General features: G+C 42.1%; 17 protein-coding genes and 1 rRNA gene. All 18 read right to left on the bottom strand.

Annotated elements, in window-relative coordinates; genetic code table 11:
* Window positions 1-3624, bottom strand: a complete 3624-nt coding sequence (gene cobN, locus AAA071_RS06310; protein ID WP_278617699.1) for a cobaltochelatase subunit CobN — start codon at window positions 3622-3624, stop codon at window positions 1-3.
* A gap of 3 nt (window positions 3625-3627) precedes the next feature.
* A complete protein-coding gene (locus AAA071_RS06305) occupies window positions 3628-5643 on the bottom strand; it encodes a VWA domain-containing protein (RefSeq protein ID WP_278617700.1) in 2016 nt (671 codons plus the stop codon).
* Window positions 5644-5645: 2 nt separating this feature from the next.
* Window positions 5646-6575 carry a magnesium chelatase ATPase subunit I gene (locus tag AAA071_RS06300; protein WP_278617701.1) on the bottom strand — a complete coding sequence of 310 codons (930 nt, stop codon included), beginning with the start codon at window positions 6573-6575 and terminating at the stop codon, window positions 5646-5648.
* Between the two features lie 84 nt (window positions 6576-6659).
* The gene (locus tag AAA071_RS06295; RefSeq protein ID WP_278617702.1) at window positions 6660-7505 is read right to left on the bottom strand and encodes an ABC transporter ATP-binding protein; all 846 of its coding nucleotides are present in this window, start codon (window positions 7503-7505) and stop codon (window positions 6660-6662) included.
* Window positions 7505-8542 (bottom strand): FecCD family ABC transporter permease, encoded by a 1038-nt coding sequence (locus AAA071_RS06290; RefSeq protein WP_278473179.1) that lies wholly within the window; start codon window positions 8540-8542, stop codon window positions 7505-7507. Before AAA071_RS06290 ends, AAA071_RS06295 begins: the two co-directional genes overlap by 1 nt.
* Window positions 8535-9488, bottom strand: a complete 954-nt coding sequence (locus AAA071_RS06285; protein ID WP_349234087.1) for an ABC transporter substrate-binding protein — start codon at window positions 9486-9488, stop codon at window positions 8535-8537. The genes AAA071_RS06290 and AAA071_RS06285 overlap by 8 nt, the downstream gene beginning before the upstream one ends.
* A gap of 43 nt (window positions 9489-9531) precedes the next feature.
* On the bottom strand, window positions 9532-11514 hold the full coding sequence (locus AAA071_RS06280) for a TonB-dependent receptor plug domain-containing protein (protein ID WP_349234086.1): 1983 nt from the start codon (window positions 11512-11514) through the stop codon (window positions 9532-9534).
* A 143-nt stretch (window positions 11515-11657) separates the two neighbouring features.
* Window positions 11658-13601, bottom strand: a complete 1944-nt coding sequence (locus tag AAA071_RS06275) for a TonB-dependent receptor (protein WP_004694362.1) — start codon at window positions 13599-13601, stop codon at window positions 11658-11660.
* An 18-nt stretch (window positions 13602-13619) separates the two neighbouring features.
* On the bottom strand, window positions 13620-14381 hold the full coding sequence (locus AAA071_RS06270; RefSeq protein WP_004694363.1) for an ABC transporter ATP-binding protein: 762 nt from the start codon (window positions 14379-14381) through the stop codon (window positions 13620-13622).
* Window positions 14381-15427 carry a FecCD family ABC transporter permease gene (locus tag AAA071_RS06265; protein WP_004694366.1) on the bottom strand — a complete coding sequence of 349 codons (1047 nt, stop codon included), beginning with the start codon at window positions 15425-15427 and terminating at the stop codon, window positions 14381-14383. The genes AAA071_RS06270 and AAA071_RS06265 overlap by 1 nt, the downstream gene beginning before the upstream one ends.
* 12 nt (window positions 15428-15439) lie before the next feature.
* On the bottom strand, window positions 15440-16462 hold the full coding sequence (locus tag AAA071_RS06260) for an ABC transporter substrate-binding protein (RefSeq protein WP_349234085.1): 1023 nt from the start codon (window positions 16460-16462) through the stop codon (window positions 15440-15442).
* Entirely contained in the window at window positions 16462-18915 is a 2454-nt protein-coding gene (locus tag AAA071_RS06255) for a TonB-dependent receptor plug domain-containing protein (RefSeq protein ID WP_349234084.1), read from the bottom strand. The genes AAA071_RS06260 and AAA071_RS06255 overlap by 1 nt, the downstream gene beginning before the upstream one ends.
* Before the next feature lie 130 nt (window positions 18916-19045).
* Entirely contained in the window at window positions 19046-19798 is a 753-nt protein-coding gene (locus AAA071_RS06250) for a TonB family protein (protein ID WP_039965431.1), read from the bottom strand.
* Window positions 19799-19802: 4 nt separating this feature from the next.
* Complete coding sequence (locus tag AAA071_RS06245) at window positions 19803-20207, bottom strand: ExbD/TolR family protein (RefSeq protein WP_004694375.1); 405 nt, start codon at window positions 20205-20207, stop codon at window positions 19803-19805.
* Window positions 20204-20815 carry a MotA/TolQ/ExbB proton channel family protein gene (locus tag AAA071_RS06240; protein ID WP_004694376.1) on the bottom strand — a complete coding sequence of 204 codons (612 nt, stop codon included), beginning with the start codon at window positions 20813-20815 and terminating at the stop codon, window positions 20204-20206. Before AAA071_RS06240 ends, AAA071_RS06245 begins: the two co-directional genes overlap by 4 nt.
* Before the next feature lie 635 nt (window positions 20816-21450).
* Window positions 21451-22626 (bottom strand): M48 family metallopeptidase, encoded by a 1176-nt coding sequence (locus AAA071_RS06235; protein ID WP_287509876.1) that lies wholly within the window; start codon window positions 22624-22626, stop codon window positions 21451-21453.
* A 154-nt stretch (window positions 22627-22780) separates the two neighbouring features.
* The gene (locus tag AAA071_RS06230; RefSeq protein WP_156697034.1) at window positions 22781-23152 is read right to left on the bottom strand and encodes a CGGC domain-containing protein; all 372 of its coding nucleotides are present in this window, start codon (window positions 23150-23152) and stop codon (window positions 22781-22783) included.
* Window positions 23153-23618: 466 nt separating this feature from the next.
* Window positions 23619-23707 (bottom strand): 5S ribosomal RNA (gene rrf / locus AAA071_RS06225); the annotation flags it as partial.

Below are 23707 nucleotides of genomic sequence, written 5' to 3'. Positions count from 1 at the left end.
TTAACGACCTTCTATAACACCTTCCATGGAAATATATAGGGACTGCAATTCCTCCAGCATATCTGGAGCTGCATCCCAATAGCCACGTTGAGCAGCTTCTAACAAAATTTCTGCAATCCGCTGTAAGGCCCAAGGGTTTACATTGCGCATCCAGTCTTGCACCACTTTGTCTAAAGCATATTTGTTAGCATACCCCTCATAAACCCAGTCAGGCACCACATCACTGGTAACATCCCAGCCAAAACTATGAGAAACCACATTAGACATATCCGATGCCCCTTTGTAGCCATGGTTCATCATAGCCTGAATGAATTTCGGATTCTGCGTTTCTCCTTGTACAACGCGGCGAAACTCATCTGATAAGGACCGCATCACGACGCGGCTGCGATCTGTACTATCCCCCACATAGGCACGAGGGGCACTACCTTTTGCATTTCGCACTGCCGCAATGAGACCACCATGATAACTATAATAATCATCAGCACTCAAAATGTGCGTTTCCCGATTATCTTCGTTCTTAATGGTTACATCCATCGTAGTTAATCGCCGTTGGAATAGCCTCATATCCTGAGGAATGTCCTTGTGCAGGTGAAAGCTACTCCACTTGCTGTAAACTTGTGCAATGTCGCTTAAGGACTCCCAGTTTTTCCCTTCAATCAGGGCACCCACACCCGTGCCATAGGCTTGTGGTGGGTCACCAAAGATACGAAGGCGCGCCTTTTTAGTGGCTAGCATAGGATCTTCACCTTGTTCAACGAGCCAATCCACATCATCATGAATGTGCTTTTTCACGTAGTTGTCTTCCAAAGACTCATCTAATTCTGCCACCATTTCAACAGCCTTGTCGAGCCAACTAATGGCAGTAGGCATCATATCTCGAATAAGACCACTAATGCGGCCCATCACGTCGATACGAGGGCGTTGTAATTCATCTAGTGGAGTGACCTCGAGCCCTGAAATACGACCGTTAGATTGCCATTTAGGGCGAACCCCCAATAAGTAGAGGAATTCACCTAAACACTGACCATGACTTCTAGAGTTGCTACTAGCCCATAAGATAATCCCTATCGTCTCAGGATAACGCTGTTCATTTAAAATATAATCAGCCATAACTTGATCTGCAAGCTCTATACCTAATTGGTAGGCTATCTTTGTAGGCAAGGCTCTTTCATCTAAACCATAAAAGTTACGACCCGTAGGTAATACATCGACTTGACCACTCGATGGGGCTCCACCGGGGCCAGGTTCAACATAGGTTCCTTGTAACGCTTTAGAGATAGAGCTGAGCTCATTTTTGGTTTGACCTAATTTAGGTATATACTCACGAATTATGGCATCTACCAAACGCTCTAAACTTTGAGGCGCCTTATAATCTGGTTTATGTATAATATTAGACACAAACGCTCGTAATTCCTGCCAAATTCGATCGATAATCACATTATTACGAATTCCGTCATCATTGATTTCGCCAGCATGTTTTTCTAGATACGACCAATCATACCCTAACTCAGCGGCTAGCGTTTCAAGACCTGATGCAATATCCCCTTGAGGGGTCCGTATGATAGCAGTAATAAATTCTTCTAAATCTGTCCCCTCAGGGCCTTGACCCAAGATATGTAAACCATTGCGCATTTGCATATGTTTCAAATCACTTAGCTTTTCGTGAACTTCTGTAATTATATCGTCCACCACCATAGTAGGCCCCTTTTCTTCATCGATAAGATGACAGACCAGGGCCTTTTCGCGAATCACTTCGCCTATGTCAGCTACACTCTCAGGATGCTCCTGTTCAAAATGACTATGCTCATCTAGTAAAGCTTCTAGCTCTTCAAATTCATCGTAGAGCCCCGCCGTTGTCATCGGTGGCGATAAGTGGCCCACTAAACAGGCTGAACTACGCCGCTTAGCCTGTATGCCTTCCCCAATGATGGTTGTCCAGTACGAGTAGATATTCGGCAAACTAGAAATACCGATTTCAGGATAACAGCTAGCACTGAGACCAGCCCCCTTACCTGGTAGCCATTCTAAGGAGCCATGTGTGCCTACATGAATGACCGCATCAGCTTGAAAGACATTCCGAACCCAGTGGTAAAAGGCCAAATATTGATGCGGTGGAGGTAAACAAGGATCGTGATAAATGGCAGATACATTCTCCCCGAACCCGCGCGGTGGTTGCACCGTAATCCACAGATTGCCATTGGAAAAACCTGGTATGATGACTTCATCATCGTAGACAAATACATCTCCTGGTGCCTCTCCCCAAGATGTAACCATAGCTTGTTGCGTATCTGCTGGCAGTGTTTCAAAGTATGCTTTGTAATCCTTACTGCTCAAGCGACCTTCAGCCGAAGCTAGCAACTCATCGGTAAGCATGGAGCGGTCGTTTGTCATGTGGGATGTAACACTGTCCATTAAATCTGCACTCGTATCAGGCACAGAATCTATCGTATAACCTTCCTCTTTCATCTGTTCTAATAATCGTAGCACCGACTCAGGTGTATCAAGGCCTGCTGCAGAACCAATATTAGAATTCTTAGGCGGATAGTTATGTAAAACAATGGCTATCTTTCGCTCAGATACAGGAATATGGTGCAGCTTAGACCATTTAATAGCTCGCTGAACGACGGCCGCAATGCGCTCTTTCACGGGTAAATACACATAGTGACCACACTCATCAAAGGTCTGACAGGCCACTACACCGCCTTGAATAACACCATCTAACTCAGGCTGTGATATGGATAAATTCACATCTAACGGCGTAACTCCTTGTGGATTCTCAGCCCAAGATTTCTCATCCATGTATATGGTATACCCTTGAACGATAGGTACGTCCTGTAATTTTAACTCCTCCAAGGTTTGAGCCCCTAAGGACTGGAAGGAGAATTTACAAGTATTGATAAGCACGTCAAAGGGGAATATATCCTTCCCAAAAAGATGGTTCATGGACAATTTCATATTCGGAATGCCTACGCGAGGATTCGAACCGTATTGCCCATAAAAAATAATCGGATTGTACTGATGTTTATAAATTTCTTCAAATAAGGCCTGTTGATAATAAATATCCCCCATAATCCACTCGTCACGGTAAAAGTACACCGCGATGGACGGCCAATCAGGGTTTCCTTCGGCATCCATAAACTCATCATAGGTCTCATAGATATTGCCTGCTCGCCCCATAATGGCTTGCCACGGAATTCGGTCAGGTGCTTCCCATTCAGAAATTGGTTTTGTACTGAAAGCGCCGTTAATGAGCCGCACATAGTTCATGATGCCACTAGTACGACGATAACTTTCAAGACGAATCCGTTTATCCTCATCTATATTACGATACAGAATATCCGTTTTCTTAGGTTCTACCACATCGATCCAGTATTTTGGATGATGCGCATATAGCCATCGTTCAAGGCGTTCTAAGAATGGCGAGTCTAAGCCAACCCCCATGTTTGTTACGAGTACTACATCGGCAGCATGAAGGCGACTTTCAAAATCACCGTCCCAGAGAGGAGACTTTTTCATATTGCAAATATCCACCTCACCTTGTATCAATTCAGGGTAGGTAGCAACGGCCTTTTCTATATATTGGATTTGTTTTCCTAAGTTAGAAATATACATGAGTCGACTCATGATCTACCTCCGAGACACTCGCAAAATACGATCTGCAGTAATAGTATCCATGGCATAATAACTGCCATTCATCAATTTACATAATTCCTTAGCCAATCCAAGTTTGATAAAGCCCGTTTCCGTATCGATAACGATACAATCTACAGGCAAAGTACCAAGGATACGAGCCCATTGCTTGGACTCCGCTACAGGGTCCTCAGAATCACCCGACGTAGCTCGACCATCGGTGATATATATAATCTGAATTCGTTCCGCCCGATGGGCACGCAACAATCTATCGCACATGGTATAGGCCATCCGTAAACCGTGAGCTAACGGCGTTTTACCGCCTGTAGGCATAGAGGCTAACAATCGCTCTGCTCGCTCAACGCTGCGCGTAAAAGGCAATAACACCTCTGCCGACTCCTTGCGGAACGCAATGAGCCCTACCGAATCACGGTGGATATAGGAGTCTCGCAAGAGACTGAGAATAGCCGCTTTAGTGGCCTCCATGCGATGACGCGCCGCCATAGATCCACTGGCATCTACCACGAAAAGTTGATATGCACCAATGCGCTTTTCACGGGCTTTTCGGCGGTAATCCTGAGGTTTTATCACTAAAGATAATCCCTTGCCGCCTTGTTGCTTTAATTGCTGGGACTGAGTAGATAGTTTTTCTTGTTCCGTTTTAGTAGCAGCCCGCAATCGTTGGTAGGGTGCTGCTGCACGCAATGTATCGACCAGCGCTAAGTCCTCTAGCGCATGTTCATCTTGGTAAGCTCGAATCATACGCCCTCTAGTGTCCTTTGTTTTGGTCATGAGGCGACGACCTGAGCCCTTGCGATACTGACGGTCCACTGTTTTAGAGGATTCTAGTTTCCATTGGAATAATTGGTTAGCTATACGGGCAACCGTATCGGGCAAACATAAAGAGGATAAGCGTTGTGAGTCGTCTCCACCTACGTTCATAGCCTCGGAATCACAGAATTCCTTCTGTGTAGCATCTAAGTCGTTAGATTGATTAGAACCATCAGCTTCACTTGAATCTTCTTGCTGAGAAGATGCATCTTCTGCACTATTCATAGCAGAATGAGTGTCCCCATCATTAGCGTTTGAATCCTTAGGACTTGCTTCATTCCCCATAGAATCATTTTGGTCCGCTTCATATTGTGTATCTTCATCAGCTTGGTCCGATGCATATTCGGCCCTATTTTCTAGTTGATTTCTATCCGTTTTACTATTTCCATTCTCCCCTTGTGAAGGCTGTGATGTGGTTGTGTCATCACGCTTCATCCGATGAGGCAGTACATAAAGAGCGGCCCGCTCTGCATGAATGGGCTTACAGTAAGAAACCCCCTCAAGAAGCGCCAGTGATTTCATAACTTGAAGCAATACAAACTCTGCACCGTGACCTACAGTATGAGCTTGGAGTGCATAGGAAATGGCTAATGAAATCATTGCATCAGGAACGGCAATAGATGAAATCCGCTTATGATCGATTAAACTGACTACATCCTTAGATGAGTGCTCTTCTGTTGAAGGTAACACAGTATCTGCACAAGAAATTACATCTCGAGTTTGTTGTAATACCGCTACCCTAGATTCCAATGAAGCTGGTTCCATAGATACATGTACGTCTACGAGTTCCCATTCCGCATCAGTTAAGGCTCTATCCTCATGATTTATAGTCATAATCAGCAAGATATGACGGCGTTTTGCCTCTGTTAATACGGCATGACGCACTTCTGGGGATAGCACATGACAATCATCGATGAGCCAGCATCGCGTATTATCGTCATCTAATAGACTAGAGGACATGATCATCTGGCCTTGCTCGAGAGAGGCTTCAAAATCGATGCTTTCTTGAAGTTGTGAATTATCTATATAAACCGGTATAACACGATAGGGAATATGCCATGTATCGAGGCACTGGCGAACTATAAAACTTTTACCGACACCAGTTCCCCCAGAAATGACGATGCTATGTATCTGGTCGTTTACAAGGCCTATTTTGAGGGCCTCTTGTACAGATGTATCCATAGCTAGCCCTCGATTACCGCAGATACTGCTGTATCGATGCGGTCTTCGTCGTGACCTTGTTCTTCAAAAGGCAATCTCCGCATGCGGTGTTTTAACGTCAATCTTGCAGCCACCTTAATGTCGTCATCTATGATTTGTGAGCGACCGTGAAAGGCTGCATGAGCGCGAGCGGTGTGCATCATCGTAATATCTGAACGATGGCCATCAACGCCAACGCCGATACTGATGCTTGCTATCTTAAGGAGAATATCATCAGATGGAATAATAGTTGGCAATAGCTTACGAGCCTCTAACAATCGGTCATGCAAAGCTCGTTCCGACTCCTTATAGGTTTCCACAAATTCTGCGGGATTGTCCCCAAAAGCTAAACGTCGCTTAATCACCTCCATCCGCTGTGCTGGATCCTGTTCACCATAGACCATGACGGACAACCCAAATCGATCTAATAGCTGAGGTCTGAGGTCCCCCTCTTCAGGGTTCATAGTTCCGACGAGGATGAATCGAGAAGGATGAGAATGGCTTACCCCTTCCCGCTCTACGGTGTTTACACCCATAGCGGCCACGTCTAGCAAAATATCTACAATGTGGTCATCTAATAGATTAACCTCATCTACATAGAGAATATTTTGATGTGCTGCGTGTAAAATCCCCGGTTCAAAGGCTTTCACCCCCTCTTGCAAGGCCTTTTCTAAATTAATAGATCCTACAACGCGATCTTCCGTAGCATTGATAGGTAATTCTACTACGGTCATCGCATCAGCCCCTGTTTCCATAGCAGGTAGCAGGCTCGGTAATGCACGTACAGCCGTAGACTTTGCAGTGCCCTTTTCGCCTTCAATTAACACACCACCGATGGACGGATTGATAGCATTCAGCAAAAGGGCCAATTTCATTTCATCTTGACCAACAATAGCAGTAAATGGATATAACATAAGCCTAACCTCGCTAGGAATAGCAATACAAATATATCAAGATAAACTGGAAATTTACTGACCTATACATAGGTAACTATATGTCTATTTCAATTGAGGGTCAATTGACATCTCTCCACTAGTCTCTGTTTGTTTATAATCCTCAATATCCGTAGTTCCTTTTGGGAACACAAAGATACGTTGTTGTTTGAAATATGGATCGTCGTAAACTGCTGCAGACAAGTGGAAGGCAGCTTTTAAATTATCTGCAGTGAGCACCTCTCGCGGCGTTCCTACATCAACGATGCGACCATCGCTTATCAAGACGAGCTTAGTGCAATATTTGGCAGCTAATTCTAAATCATGAACGACGATTAAAATCGTTTTGCCTTCGTCACATAATCTGCGCCCCTCATGAAAGATATCGTCAGCATATACTAGATCGAGAGCAGCCGTCGGCTCATCTAGTAATAGGACCTCTGTTTGTTGTGCCAAAGCCTTTGCTAAGAATACCCGTTGTCGTTCACCACCGCTCAAAGATTGTACGGACCGATGCCGCAAGTGATACACGCCCACCTCTTTCATGGCATTTTCTACAATGACCTTATCTTCAGGGCCCTCTTGTTGCCACCATTTCAAATACGGATAGCGGGCAGTCATCACAATATCGATGGCTTCATAATCGAAGGAAACATTAACGGACTGCTGCATATACGCCACATGATGAGCGATTTCTTTATCGCTCAAAGAAGAGATGCTTTTACCATCCCACAAAACATCTCCACCAGATGTAGGATAAAGGCCACGCAATGCTTTTAACAACGTTGTTTTACCAGAGCCATTAGGGCCGATAATGCCTACGAACTCGCCCCGGTCAATAGCAAAGGATGCCTCTTTTACAATGGTTGTGTCTCCTAATGTGACAGATAGAGATTGAACATCTAGTTTCATTAGGCCCCTCCTTTACGACGCAAGCGATGAAGTAAATATAGAAAATATGGTGCCCCTAATAGAGCCGTCATGATACCTACGCGAATCTCAACTGGCTGAGCAATAACGCGACCTAATGTATCACAGAATACGAGGAATAATGCGCCTCCAACGGCCGCCATAGGCAATAGTATTCGATGATCTGGCCCTACTAAGATACGCACAATATGTGGTACCACAAGACCTACAAAACCAATGGAACCACTGACGCACACCGCAGTAGCAGTAACGACAGATGCCAAAAACAGGAATAGCATGCGATACACCATAACAGGCAAACCCAAGGCACGCGCCTCTGTATCCCCGAGAACGAGTACATTCAGGTGACGACCGAGCATCATTAATATAACGCTGCCCGTCATGATAGGCCCCACCGCTAGTAGAACGTGGTCCCAGCGACGAAAATCAAGTCCACCCACCATCCAAAATAGGAATTCACGCAAGCGGTATTCATTAATCATAGTCAAAATGCCCGATGTGAAAGCACCGAGCAGCATACTAACAGCTACACCAGCAAGCAACAAGGTGGTCGTGTCGAGCTTGTTATTACGCCATGTTAACAATATAGTAATCCCAACGGATACAAAGGCCCCTACGAAGGCAAAGGCAGGCATGTAAAACATGCCAAGAGATGTTACACCAAGGGCGATGGCGATAACCGCACCGAGAGATGCCCCTGCGGATACGCCCATAATACCTGGATCAGCCAACGGATTCGAGAATACCCCTTGCATAACGGCGCCAGCGATTGCCAAGGCACCGCCTACGAGTAGTCCAATGATGAGGCGCGGCATGCGGATAAACCACAGTACCGCCTCTTGTTCAGCAGAAATAGGTTCAGTAAAACTCACTGGTATACCCATACCATTCAAAATACTTTGGACGCCCCCTCCAATAGGAATCATAATGGTCCCTATATGGAGCGCCAATAAGCTCACGATACATAGCAATACCCCAATCAGAGTTATCGCCATGATGCGTTGTGTCTGTTTAGTCATGAGAATTCCTTTCTAATTGAGGATACACAGTATACATAATGGCTAGCATCGCTTCCCCAATATGCTGATTCATAGTATATAAGTACGCTGCCGGTAAAGGCTTAACACGATTTTCCTTGATAGCCGGCAGATTTTGAAAGGCCGGATTTTTTAAATATCGATCCGCCAAATTCTTGTCCATTCCCTTATAGGATGGAATAAAAATGTAGTCTGGATTCATGGCTAATACCCGCTCCTCCCCAAAGGGTATGTGCGGCGGTAAGCCAATCCGATTCGGTGCATTATAGATACTCATATAGTGACACATATCATCAAAAAGGCTTCCTGTTCCCGTATATCCGTCCATAGATGATACAAAGAGAACCGTCTTGCGCTGCTCAATTGGAATAGATTCTGCTAGGTGCTTTATTTCATCTATTTCACGGTGAATCTTCCGATTGTAAAAGCTACCCTTTTCATCTTCCCCAATAATATGAGCAATCTCCATCACATTCTGAATCACTCCGTCCACCGTAGAAGGGGTAGGTACCACAACAGTGGCTATACCCATGTGCCGTAAGCCATAGATAACATCAGCCGATATATAATCTGGCGCTATAACGAGATCCGGTTTCAAGGCTATGATTTTCTCCAAAGGATACGAACTCAACACTGGTTTTACCAGCTTTGCGCGCTTTGCCTCTAGCGAATATTCCTCATAGGTAGACAATTTATTAATGCCTGCTAAACGTTCTGGTTCTATAAGTCCTAATAAAATTGTGTCGAACGCAGAAGACAGTGATAAAATCCGTTTTGGATGCTCTGGAACAGCAACTTGAACGCCATCATGACTGTCAACATAGCGAATATATGGTGTTACACCATCCTCAGATTGAGGTCCACAACCTGTTAAACATACACAAAGGAGTATCATCAAACATATGAAAAATCCAATTTTCTTGTTCATGATGATACTCCTTGTATAGTTCTAATTAGTGATTACATAAAGGCTAGAATTTTTGAGTATAGCTGAGTTGGTAATTAAATGGTTCATCCCAGTATTCCCAGTCGCCGTTGGAAATAACATTATGACGGTTTAACAAGTTACGCGCATCTAGCCGCAAGGATGAGTTTTCATTGAACTGATAGCCTACGTATGCATTCCAAGCTATAAGATTTGGGTTTGTACCGCCATCGCGGTTCTTCATCCGTTTTGTGACAAAGTTGATGCTAGTACCTGCAGTCCAGGTTGAGCTATTGTAATGGATACCCCCTGTAAATTGCAATTTAGGGTTAGCTTGTTTCCAATAGGTCTTATCGATTTCTCGTTGTTTTGGATTAGAATACGATGCACCCACAGTCATTTTTAAGTGATCTGTTAATTTACGACCATATTGAGCTTCGATACCGACATTTCTATAGCGACCACCATTTACGCGAATCGTGTTTTTACCATTGCTATCCGGTTTCCAAGAGAAGAAGTTTTTAAAGTCCATATAGAAGAGCGCTACTTTCCAGCTATCTTTGTTAGTAATGTGTTTATAGCCTAATTCGTAATTCCAACCTTCTTCAGGTTTCAAATTACGTCCACTAACAGAGGCATAGCCTTTATTAATTTTCTTGAAAGTATCGCTTAAGTTCGGCATTCTAAAGGCTTTACCAACATTTATGTACATGGATGATTCCTTGTTAATACGATGTTGTAATTGGAACTGAGGAATTAATACGCGTTGATTTTTCACAGGGTCTTTAATATCCGAATAACGCAAGCCTAAAATACTAGTCCATTTAGGATTGATTTGATAGGAGTATGTACCATAAATGGCATAACTATTGCGATGTGGATTTCCATAGTATGGACCAGATGTAGTGCGATATGTTTCTCGTTTACCAAGTACACCTGCAATGAAATAGTCCTTGCCACCGCGGAAGTCCCATTCATGTTGCACATCGAAACCATATTGTCGAGCAATATAGTTGTTATCACTCAACGTATATGGCTTTTTGCTATGTATGCGACTTTTACCATACAAATCTCTATCATTGTAGAAGATTGTACCTGTAGTATTGCCATCTTTATAAACTAAAGACGCATTATTTTTAGTATCTTTATAAGCATATGTTGTAGAGTGAAGCTTTTGCTTAATAGGATTCGTTTCTGTACTCAACTGTCCAAAAGAAGAATTACCTTCAAAGCGGCTAAAGTTCAAAGTCAACTTATCATTTAATTTACCGCTCATAAATACACCTAAAGAATTCCCTTTGTTACGAGCTGTATAATATTCATAGCCTCTAGCATAACCACCGATATCGGAGCGGATAGGGGTTTCTGGATCTTGAGCGCCAAAGAAGTTACGTTCCACACCTATTAAGAAGCGAGGCGTCCCATAGTTAATTTTATAAGTTTGGCGGCCCATATTACCAAAACCTATCGTAGCAGAGCCCCCTTCTTTACTTGGAGTCTTAGTAATTACATTGATAACACCACTCATAGCATCAGCGCCATATAAAGCAGACGCTGCACCTTTTAATACTTCAATGCGTTCAATAGAGCTAGTCGGAATAGAGCTAAGTCCGCCCTTGCCATTGAGGTTCATCGGTACCCCATTCATGAGAATCAAAGAGCCCCGTTCAAGACCACGGATATTCACACGGCTATCCATAGCCCCATATTCAAGACCAGATGCACCATAGGAAAAAGACGTAATGCCGGGCACCATATTAACCGCATCAAATGCATTTTTGGCACCACTATTAGCTAAGTCCTTTTGAGTAATAACATCCATCGCAGCCGGCGTATCTAAATCTAAAAGAGCCATGCGATTTGCTGTTACATTAATAGTATGGATTTCAGATGCTCCATTAGATTCACTCGATGCAGCTGTAGTGGGAGTCTTATCAGCACTTACCTCTGCTGCATATCCATTCACAGACAATCCTATCAATGCTAAACCCACAAGTATAGATATACGATGCTTAATTTGTTGTCTCATACCAAATGCCTCACTTAACACATATATACATTCACACAATTATATAAACTACATATTTGTATTATTACACATTTATTTGGACCGCACAAAACCCATACCCCTACCACTACTGCATTCTCGGGGGATTGTATCACTAATACATATTAAAATTTTTGTGTATAACTTAATTCATAATTGAATGGTGCATCCCAATATTCATAATCTCCATTGGATACCACATTATGACGATTCAAAAGATTGCGTGCATCGAGGCGTAATGTAGCATCTTTATTAAAGTGATACCCAACGTAAGCATTCCAAAGAGCAATGTTAGGGTTCAAGCCACCATCGCGATTGCGCAAACGTTTGGTTACAAAGTTCAAAGATGTGCCTGCATCCCAAGTAGAGCTTTTATAATGAATACCGGTTGTAAACTGTAACTTAGGAGCCGCTTGTTTCCAATAGGTTTCATTCATTTCCCTTTGTTTTGGATTAGAATAAGAACCACTTACACTCATTTTGAGTCGATCTGACAAATGTCTACTATACTCAGCTTCAATCCCAACATTGTGGAATTGACCACCGTTTACGCGAACGGTTGGGCGACCATTTACATCAGGTTGCCATTGGAAGAAGTTCTTGAAGTCCATATAGAACACGTCCACCTTCCAGCTATCCTTCTTATTAAGGCGTTTATAACCTAATTCATAGTTCCAGCCCTCTTCAGGCTTAAGATTTTTACCACTTACTGCTGTGTATTGGCGGTTTACACTGCGGAATGTATCACTCAAGCTAGGCATCGTGTAAGCTTTCCCTATATTTAAGTACATGGAGGAATCTTTATTGATGGTATGCAACAATTGGAACTGAGGCGTTAACACATGTTGGTCCTTAATAGGATCACTAATAGCTGTATAGCGCAAGCCCAAAATGGCAGTCCATTTTGGATTGATTTCACGAGAATAGCTACTGTACACCGCATAGGTATTACGATGAGGGCGTGTGTACACAGGGGCCTGTGTGGCGCGATAGGTTTCTTGCTTACCTGTAACACCGGCAATCAAATAATCCTTACCGCCTCTAAAGTCCCATTCATGTTGTACATCTATACCATATTGACGAGCTACATAACTGGTTTCGGTCGGCTTGAACTGTTTAGCACTATGAACACGGCTTTCACCACGCATAGTACGGTCATTATAAAACAATGTTCCTGTCGTATTGTCATCCTTATAAATCAAAGATGCATTGTTGCGGTCATCCTTGTAATGATATGTCGTAGAATGATGAGCCTGTCTCATAGGATTTGTTTCTGTACTAATCAGACCAAAGGAGGAACGGCTTTCAGCGCGATTATAATTTAAGGTTATTTTATCTGAAAGCTTACCACTCATGAACACGCCTAAGGAGTTACCCTTGTTGCGCGTAGTGTAGTAATCATAACCCTTGCGGCCTGTATAGTCATACCGCACCGGTGTAGATGGATCTTGAGTCCCCCAGTATTTTCTATCGATACCAACGAGAAATCGATCAGTACCATAAGAAATGTCAAATCTCTTAGAGCCTCGATTACCTACAGCTACCGTAGCAGAACCACCCTCTTTTGACGACGTTTTTGTAATAATATTTATAACGCCACCTAAAGCTTCTGCGCCATATAAGGTAGAGGCCGCCCCCTTTACAACTTCAATGCGCTCAATGGCACTGGTAGGTATAGAGCCAATTCCGCTCTTACCATTTAAGTTCATAGGTACACCGTTTACAAGAACAAGTGCACCGCGGTCGAGGCCACGAATATTCGTACGGCTATCCATGCCACCAAAATCTGCGCCAGACGCACTAAAGGAATTAATGGTTACACCCGGTACATTGGCGACCGCATCAAAAGCCGTCTTAGCGCCGCTATTTTGTATATCCTCTTGGGTAATAACAGAAGTCGATACCGGTGTATCTAAATCTAATAACGCTGTACGATTAGCTGTAACATTTATGGTAACTTCTTCTTCATTATTGTTCATTGTTACATCTGCAGCATAACTATTAATTGACATAGTAGTTAATGCCATAAGCACTGCTACATAGACTTGTTTATTCATTCGTTTCATCATCCGCGCCTCTTTTTTTAATTATTCCATATTATATATAATATTTAATCGTCCATTTGGTAATGTTTGTACCGTGGCGGACACGCCGTAGATGTGTCGGATGGTCTCCTCTGTTAATACTTCGTGAGGGGGCCCTGTACACACTACGGAGCCGTCTTTTAAGGCAATGAGACGGTCGCAATAAATAGCTGCTAAATTCAAATCATGAATAGCGGACACTACTGTTGCATCAAGGCGTTTTACAATCGTCATCAGTTCCAGCTGATACTTAATATCTAAGTGGTTTGTCGGTTCGTCTAGCACTAGGCATTCTGTGCGCTGTGCCAAGGCACGTGCTAAGATAACACGCTGCTGCTCACCACCAGATAAGGTATTAAAATTGCGACTTTCAAAATCACTAAGCCCTACTTGAGACAGCGCATGTCGAGCGATTTCATAGTCATTAATTTGATCCCTATCAAGCAGCCCTTTATACGGGGAGCGACCCATGAGAACCATTTCAAGAACTGAAAAATCAAAGTTAACCGTACTATGCTGTGCTACTACAGCCATTTTTAAAGCCGTGTCGCGATGACTTAAGGAACTCATTTCAGTGCCGTCAAAGAAAATCTTGCCATGATTAGGTTGAAGCACGCGATATAAGCATTTCAAAAACGTACTTTTACCACTCCCATTAGGACCTATAATTCCTACAAATTCCTTGTCTCGTATATCTAGGAAAATATCATGGAGGATCGTTTTCGGACCAAATGAGACTTGGATATTATCTGTTTGAATATTCATTATTCCCCTCCAAATCCATAGTTCTTACGCACCAACATATACACAAAGGTTGGCGCCCCAATGAGCGAAATGAGAATGCCGATTGGCAATTCTGCGTGAGGAATAATGCAGCGGCACAAGCCATCCGCAATAACGAGGAAAATGCTACCCCCTAATGCGCTGAATGGAATCAAGGTCCAGTGATTCGTGCCGATTGTCATGCGCACAAGGTGAGGAATCAAGAGTCCTACAAAACCAATCATACCCGCAGCGTACACCACAAAGCCAATAATAAGTGAGCTAATAATCAAATAGACTTGTCGATATCTATGCAAATCACGACCTAAGGTGATGGCCACCTCATCGCCGAGAAGCATAATGTTTAAAACTCTGCTTTGAGACCAAAAGAATAGAATGCTCACGAAGACAACGATGGCAATAAATGGCAACATATCCCATTTAGCGCCTGCAAAGCTCCCCATCAACCAGTACGTAATGGTTTGAATGCCTTCTTTATCGTCCGCCAAATAGACCACAAAACTAGAGAAGGAGCTACATACAGCGCTTAATGCCAAGCCCCCTAAAATCAATTTCACCGAATTTGGTCGGCCACCCAAGTTCGAGATAAACAACACGCCGAAGGAAATCGCCATGGCTCCAATAAAGGCCATAACGCCGACGAAGTTCTCACCGAACATAACACCTACACCAAATAAAATAGCTACCGTAGCTCCAAGGGATGCACCCGATGAAATACCCAAGATATATGGATCCGCTAGTGGATTTTTAACGATAGCCTGCATGATAACGCCAGATACGGCAAGGCCTGCGCCGATAATGGCAGCCATCAACAGCCGCGGCATACGCAATAACCATATAATGGTCTGCTCTGGACCATTCATAGGATCATCGATAGCCAAAGGGCTAGAAAATTGATCCATTACAATATTAAAAATTTGAGAAAGTGAAAACTGTACTGTACCAACAGAAAGTCCCCATAGAATGGCTACCGCTAGCACCCCTATGAGGACAAATCCGCCAGCAGTATATCCAATACGTTTTAGCATACTGCTCCTTTATTAATGAATTAAATCTGGTACCCCTTCTGAATATAGATTAGGGTACAACCCATGCGATACGATGTCGATACCATCTGATAAACGAATACCAGGACTATATACAGCGAGCAATGGCAAGAAATGAACGCGCTTATTGCGCAATGCATTAACACCTTGTAAACCTGGCTGCGTTAGTACATAGTTCATAATCACATCCGCTTGGCTATATTCACCATCAGATACAATCAAGAATATAACGTCCGGATTCTGCTCCACCACGTCCTCCATGCTAATGGACGGCGTTTCCGTGTCGATCACATCGGCGTGCAAGGAAGCCCCTATATTACCAGCTAATGTCTTATGTCCATACAATCGAAAATGCTTACCTTGCACCTCAATAAACAATGCCTTTGGTGGCTTCTCATGAGCCGTTTGGGCTACCGTGTACGCCACAGATTGTTGCATCTCTTGAATGAGAAGCTCTGCTTCCATGTTTCGATTAAAAATACGCCCCAAATCTCGAATATATTTATACTCCATATCCATGGTTAGCGCCGATTGAGCCCCCAAGGAGGACTCTGCAATATATACATTCGCTTGTCTCGCCTGCCAAAATGTAGGTGTTTGTAACATTTTATTTGTGAAAGTAGACTTCCAACCTACCAACAAATCAGGCTTCATCATTAATACGCTTTCCAAATTGGCGTATTTCAGATCCTTGTATGGAATTTTATCGTATGCCTCACGGTATTCTGGTCGCACGTATTTGCAATCTGGAATCCCCATGCCCGCTACGATACGATCCCCTTCACCAAGAGCAATGATAGTTTCTATGGAGTTTTGCCACATCGCCACCACACGCTCAGGCACCGCCGTATAGGTACTTTCAAAAGGTTCCCCTCGGCGTACAAAGGATTCAATTGTCACTGGTGGCTGCAATTCGATATGTGCTGGTGTAGACTGATAGTCCTCAACAGTTACCTGCTGAGGACCACAACCTACACATATTAATAGACATAGTATTAATACGCTGAATCTAATCATTAGAATTTATATTTCGCCCCAATCATGAAGGAACGTGCTGGCATAGCCGCACTACCACGACCATTGTAAGCGCTATAGCTTGTTTCATAAGCACGGTTAAGAACGTTATTTACCACAATGTACGCAGTTAAATCTTTTGTCACATCATAGTTGAGGTTCCAGTCCACGATGAGGAAACGTCTATGAGTGAATGCATAGTCGCTATTGCCAGTGTACCAGTTAATCAACAAGCCAGAATATAGACGCTTGTTATCATAAGAAATGTTCAATGCATAGTGGTTTTGCGGACGCAAGCTATTAATAGCCACATTGATATCATCGCTATTGCTATAACCCCAGTTTGGATCAAGAATCCAACCACCTTTAGATAACCATTTATCTTTCATATGAGAATAAGACGCACTCATTGTTACATGTTCATTTAATCTGTGGTCTACTGTAATATTGAAAGATTGTTTGTTTTCTTTCGCATTAACTGCTGTTTTTTCAAACTCACCGGATCTGCCATTCCAAATTGGCAATGTAGCGATGGCATTTTTCATGCGTGTGTAATCATAGTGAACTGCTACAGTAGTATTATTGTTTTTCCCAAATGTATGTAATAGGCCCCATGTGAAAGCATCGCCTCTTTCGTCATCTAACGGTGTATTAAATACTCCATCAGTCGCACTATAGTCGCCTGTTTTAAGCGGTCTTAAGATACGAGTCCACCCAGCGTACATACTAGTCTTCTTGTTAAATTTAACTTGACCATGCAAACTAGGAGTCAAGGCGCTTACACTACCCTTACCTTGGGAGTCACCGCTGCCATTACCTTGAATACTGCTATAGTGTACATAGCGCAATGCTGGTGTTAATTCCACATTGTTACCAATGTAGATTTTATCTTGTAAATAAGCATATAAAGTATTACGACGAATATCAGAAGACACTACATCACCATTACGTTTAATAGAACGGGAATTCAAATTAGAGCGACTATAGTCGATATTAGCAATAATATCATGCTTATCAAGTTGGCGAGTCCATTGAAGTTCTACACCTGTTTTATTTTCTTTATACCATCTATTTGGGCTACCTGCCATACCGCCTGTTTCAGCAATCCATTGACGCAATGCATCACGACGATCTGGGAATGGTGCCAAATTGGAATCAACCCATGCATTAAATTGCTCCACAGTAGCGCCATTAGGGAATGCCGCAGCATAGGCAGCACGTGCGGCCTCGCTACCAAGTTTAGACCATGTATATGTATCGCGACCTTCATATCGATGATCTAAACGATACAATCTAGCAAAGCTTTCCATTTGACCTTGGCGATCGAAAGTAAATTTCAAATCTGTGTCTAAGTTTTTAAACTTACTATAAGAGCCGTAGTTACCATCTAAAGCGAATAAATTGTGGTAGCCAGGGTTTCTGGAGTCACCATACAACTTAGGTGCATAACCTTGTGGATTTTCATCTGGATCTACATATTTAGGATCTGTTTTCAACTTGTAATTAGTATCATATTGGCCAACTTCAGCATTGAAAATAATGCGACGCCAATCATCTGCATTCCAGTATTTCCGGCTTGGTGTAGAAATTGGATACCCATCGCGACCTTTTTTGAAGTTCATTGAGAACTGTAAGCTTTGTTTCTTATTGAACTCATGGTCAATACGTGCATTAAATCCTTCTTCGCGCCATTTAGAACCTGTAAGAGTGGCTACTTCACCAGTATCGCCATCTTTATACTTCGTATCTTGAGACATAGTACGTGTAGCTGTTACAAAGTAACCAGTAGATGCATTCTTACCTGCCGCACCTTGTACAGTCAAGTTATAACTATGCTTGTTCCAGCTGCCTGTAGCCAAATCAACGGAACCGCTGAAATTGCCTTTACCACGGCGTGTAATGATATTGATGACACCACCTGTAGCATCAGAACCATATTGAGAAGCACCAGAGCCTTTGATAACTTCGATTTTATCAATAGCATCCATATTGGTTACTTCATCAATATTTACACCTGTAGATTTAGAGCCTCTTTCAGAGCTATCACCTAAACGACCAGATGTAATATTGTCTACACGACGACCATCTACTAATACTACAACGCGGGAGTCACCATTAATGGACACACCATTATTATAAAATTGGTAACCATACTCGCCACCACGGTAACCAGGATTTTGGAATGTAACACCTGGAACGCGTTTAATCGCTTCAGTTACATCGCGATAATGACGTTTTTCAATCTCTTCACGAGTGATAACCTTTACATCACCACCAGTACGGTAATAAGATTGCTCAGTAATGGTATTACCATACTCATCCTTTGCCGCATCGGCTTTTACCGAAACATTATGAACCTCATAACCCTTGAAGTTCTCATCATACGCATAGGCTTGATACGTACCTAACGCTAACGTTGCCGCAATAGTAGCAGATAAAATACGACGACTCGTCATAACCCCTCCACACACAATAAATACACAATAAAAAAAATATTAAAACTAATCCTCTAACAAATGCGTTTCTTGTATTTTCTGAATTAAAACTACACACAAACATAATTCATACATTATCAGCTATTGAAAATTAGTTAAAACCATAATCTACATTAACCACAATTGTAACTGGCTCACCTGTTGTATTCTCTATACCGCCAGAGCTCTCTACGAGGCTAGCAGCAGCATTATCGAGAATGCTAGAGCCACTGCTACCAATCATTTCAGCACCTGCATAGTTGCCATCGGCATCAAAAGTGATTTCAAAGGAAACTCGTCCACTGAGGCCACGGCGCACCGCCTGTTGCGGCATTACTTTATTACTCTCAATGCGAGCAATATAACCTGAACTATCGTAAGATCCCCCACGACGTTCTACATCACCTGGACCTGGATCACCACCTTTAGAACCATTGCCCTCATTACCAAGGCCTCCATTACCAATAACCCCACCACCACCAGGGCCTGGTACATTGCCACTGCCTGGATTGCCAACAGGATTATCAGTATTACCATTCAAGTTGACTGATGCCATCTCATTACCACCTAAGTAAGGATTCAGATTTTTTAAGCCTTCTGTGGGCTTTCCCGATAAATCAGGCAACACACTACCTGCTTTACCGCCTCCTGCGACTGGTTTGTCGTCAGGTTGAATCTTTAATTTCTCAGGATCTTTCTTCTCTTGAGGAGGTTCTTGCTGCCCCATATCAAGGTTGATAACCAAGTCTTTTTTGGGTGTTTCTGGAGGTTTTATATGACCAAACCAATCACCTACAACACCCCAATATACAAGATTTAATGCCAATGCAGCTACGAAAGGAATTCCATATCGTTTATCTACCATAGAATCACTTCCGTTCTGTAGCTACGCTAACAAACCGAGCACCACTAATTTTAAGATTATCTAAAATATTGATAACGTCCTTATACGCAATATCCTCAGAGGCACGCACAATAAATGCCTGTTGAGGTTCTTTTGCAACAATACCTTGAATTTCATTGCCCAGTTGATCAGGGACAATCTCACGTTCATTCAAATACATCTTATGTGTAGCTGTTAATGAAATTGTGATAGGCTCAATCGTCTTTGCAGAAGAAGAGGAAGCCTTTGGTAAGTTAAGAGGAATTTGTTCCTCTGTATTCATATACAACGTACTCATCATGAAAAATACGAGCAAGAAGAAAACGATATCAATCATAGGTATAATCATGATGGTAGGTTCTTTTTGTATGCCTACTGAACTACGTTTCATCGTTGACTCCTAATATATAAATCCATAATAGAACCTAATTTTTGCTCTAACTTTGCGATATCTGAATTTACTTTATCTGTGCACCAACTATGGATGGCTAATGCTACGATGGCTACTGAAAGCCCTGTTGCAGTGGCAACCAGCGCTTCGGATACGCCGCCTGTAATAACAGTAGGCGCACCAATATCGCCACCAACGGCCGCGAAGGAGCGGATCATACCAACAACAGTACCCAAAAGGCCAAGTAATGGAGCCATTGTTACCATCATGCTAAGCCAGTTAAGACCACGTTTTAAACGTTCATCCATGTACCCTACCACATCATGTAAACGATTCTCTAAACCTTCCGCACTATATACAGACTCCACGATAGGAGACACGAATCTACTCAATGCATCATCACTATTTTTTATAGAATTCTCTAGAGTAGACCAATTATTACTATTACGGCCTGCATCAATGCTATCGGACAACTGTTGTAACTCATGATTGATGTTTCTGTACGTACGAATACGTTCAAATAAAATAGTACATGCTGCTAACATGAATAGTACAAGTGGATACATAACGAAACCACCTGCATTAAATAGGTGAATTGTATACTCCATCATAGCCTCCATATAATGTATAAAATTACGTGTTATTTAACAAAAAAATGGTCATCTATATTATTAGATTAACCACCAACATTGACATTATCCTATAAAGCATGTATAAGTACAATAACCCTATACCCCCTACCGTTATGGTATTTCTATAGGATTCCATTCTAAGCACATATTTCATCCACCTTAAATATACATCTATCCACTATATATAGACAATATTAAGCTATTGCATAAATACTTCATAATTATTATAAAAAATATAATAATTATATCTATTAAAACTATGCTCAATAAGATAATTTCTCATATTTTATAGTTGAAAATTATTATAATTCACATTCCATTATCAAAAATCTTTTTTGTATTTTTATGAACTTATTATTACTTCATGAATATAATTTATTCACACATGAATAATAATTATACTTATGATCAACAATATTTTTACAGTCTATTTCTTACTCGTATATCCCTCAATACATCTTATAAACTTATTAACATATAAACTTATACTCAAACTATAAAAATTACAATCCATATAAAAAGAGGACTAAGCCTTTATGGGCTCAGTCCTCTGATTATTCTGATTATAATAACATAAATCCTTAAAGCAAATTATATGCCATGTATAGCTCTTATTTATTTTTAGCTTTATTTGCTTTTGCTTTTTTATCGTCTTTTACCTTTTTAGGTTTTTCTTGTTTAACCTTTACTGGTTTTTTCGCATTAACGGCAGCACCAGCGGGCTTTACAAATGCATTGTTAAGATTTGTTGCCACTTGTAAAGCTACATCCGCATTTGGCGTAGAAACAATGGATTGACCGGCTACCGTTACAGTGTCACCACTATAGGATGCAGAACCTGGTGTCACTTGATTGTTATGATACAATCGTGCCAATTTACCAGCCATGTAATAAGCACGCTCTTCGCCTGTGTAACGACCGCTACCTGCTGGAGTATAAATATTATCGCCGTTTACATACACAGTACCATTCGATACATTTACATGATTCCCAGAATATGTGTACATACGAGAAATATTATTGTTCACCCGATCGGACAACTTTGGATGGTTATTAGGTGCTACCACTTGTGAAAGCCCTTCACGGTAGTGTTCCCCCACTTTGTTGCGCAGTACTGCCATAGAACCAGCGGCACCACCTACATTATATGGAGATTCACTTAAAATCTTAAAGCCTAACTCATCAGCAGCTTTCTCTTGGCTCATCGTAAACACTTGATTAGATAAGTAGTTGCCTGCCACATTAGATAAGATAGCCGCGCCTTCACTACCACCAGCGGCTATACCGACTGCTGTAGAAAGACCAATTTGTTTCTTAGCGCCATTAATAATATCTTTATGCTCACCATGAGAAATTTCATGAGCCATTACATAGGCTAATTGATCATCATCCAGTGTATCTAGAGCACCCTTGTTAATGGACATAACACGACCAAGTGTGGCAAACGCATTAAACTCCTCATCAGGATTCGCATATACGACATAAGAACGCTTTACACTAGGTGTAGCCTCTAATGTCTTCATAATTCGATTTACACGCTCTTGAGCTGCACTATCGTTTAAGTAACCAGTTTTCTCTTTTGTGCGTGCCAAACTCTCCTGTTGCCCCTCTGCAGAATTATCCATTTTATTTAATGCAGTAGATACATAAGCCATAGCAATAGCACCACCAGCTAAAGATTGTACCGCAGCAGACGCAGCACTAACAGAAACCGTTTGCATCATAGTAGGTGCCATTGTCACTGCCATAGCAACAGATAAGGTAGCCGCTGTAAGTTTCTTATTCATTCTCTCAACCTCTCATAATGATAAATATACCACTTATAATTTACATACTATCTATATAATATAGGTTTAGTGTAAATATAGAATGAATAATGGAACAATCATTCATCTATCATAAGATATTGCAAATTGTTATGGTTAATTCAAGCATTGCTAACTATTGATCTGTCATTACTGATTTAGCTGAAAGTACTACCGCTTCTTTACCATCTTTAGACACCGCACTGCCATGTGTATAGCCTACTACATCAAAGCCCGCCTCAGCACACTGCTCTGCAATGCTTTCATAATTTTCATTCTTACCACGCGTACATGTAGAAAGATGTACCGTAGTAACACCCTTTTTCTTAAAAGACTCGATTTTCTTAGCAAGATCCCCACCACTATGTGTGAAGCCCACCAACTCAATATCCTCATCAGCATACCGCTCAAAGGAATCCGCTTTATTCATAAATGCTTTCAAACAACCGCCACAAGAACAGCGCTGCATTGTATCCTCATTCACGAGGACCGCAATTTTTTTAGCCATATGACCTCCTATAAATATGATATAAGCCTAAGTATACCAATATCCATGAGAAAAATATGTGCTTCAAAGCACGATAATTAATACTAATTATATAAGTAACTCCTTCAACGTCTACTGCTTTGCTCATTAGTTCCCTTAAAAAAATAAAAATCCATACAAAAAAAGACACACCCTTAGGTGTGCCTTTGCTTAATCAGCAGCTTCCTATCAATCCTCACTGTGGATTTTCCTTCACTGCTTCGCAGTTCGGTAAATCTTACGTTCGGAAGAAGGTGATGTGTGGGCCCCATACGTCGTTTCACTCCTCTGTGGCCTCACACCCTACCCTTCCCACGCCGTCTTATTGATTTATATAGATAGTTTCTACTTGTACAACCTTGGCTGGAGACGGCTCTTGCAGAGTTAGCTAGTCGAAGACTAGCAAAAAGAAAAGGCCTACCTTTAGGTAGACCTTTTTCTTTTAGTCAATCAGCGGCTTCCTATCCTCCCAGGCCGTCTCCAGCCAAGTACTTTCGGCGTTTATGAGCTTAACTACTGTGTTCGAGATGGGAACAG

The sequence above is a fragment of the Veillonella parvula genome (genome assembly GCF_040097785.1).
GTDB lineage: Bacteria > Bacillota > Negativicutes > Veillonellales > Veillonellaceae > Veillonella > Veillonella parvula_D.
Note: the sequence above shows the minus strand (reverse complement) of the source record. Positions and strands in the feature narration are given on the sequence as shown.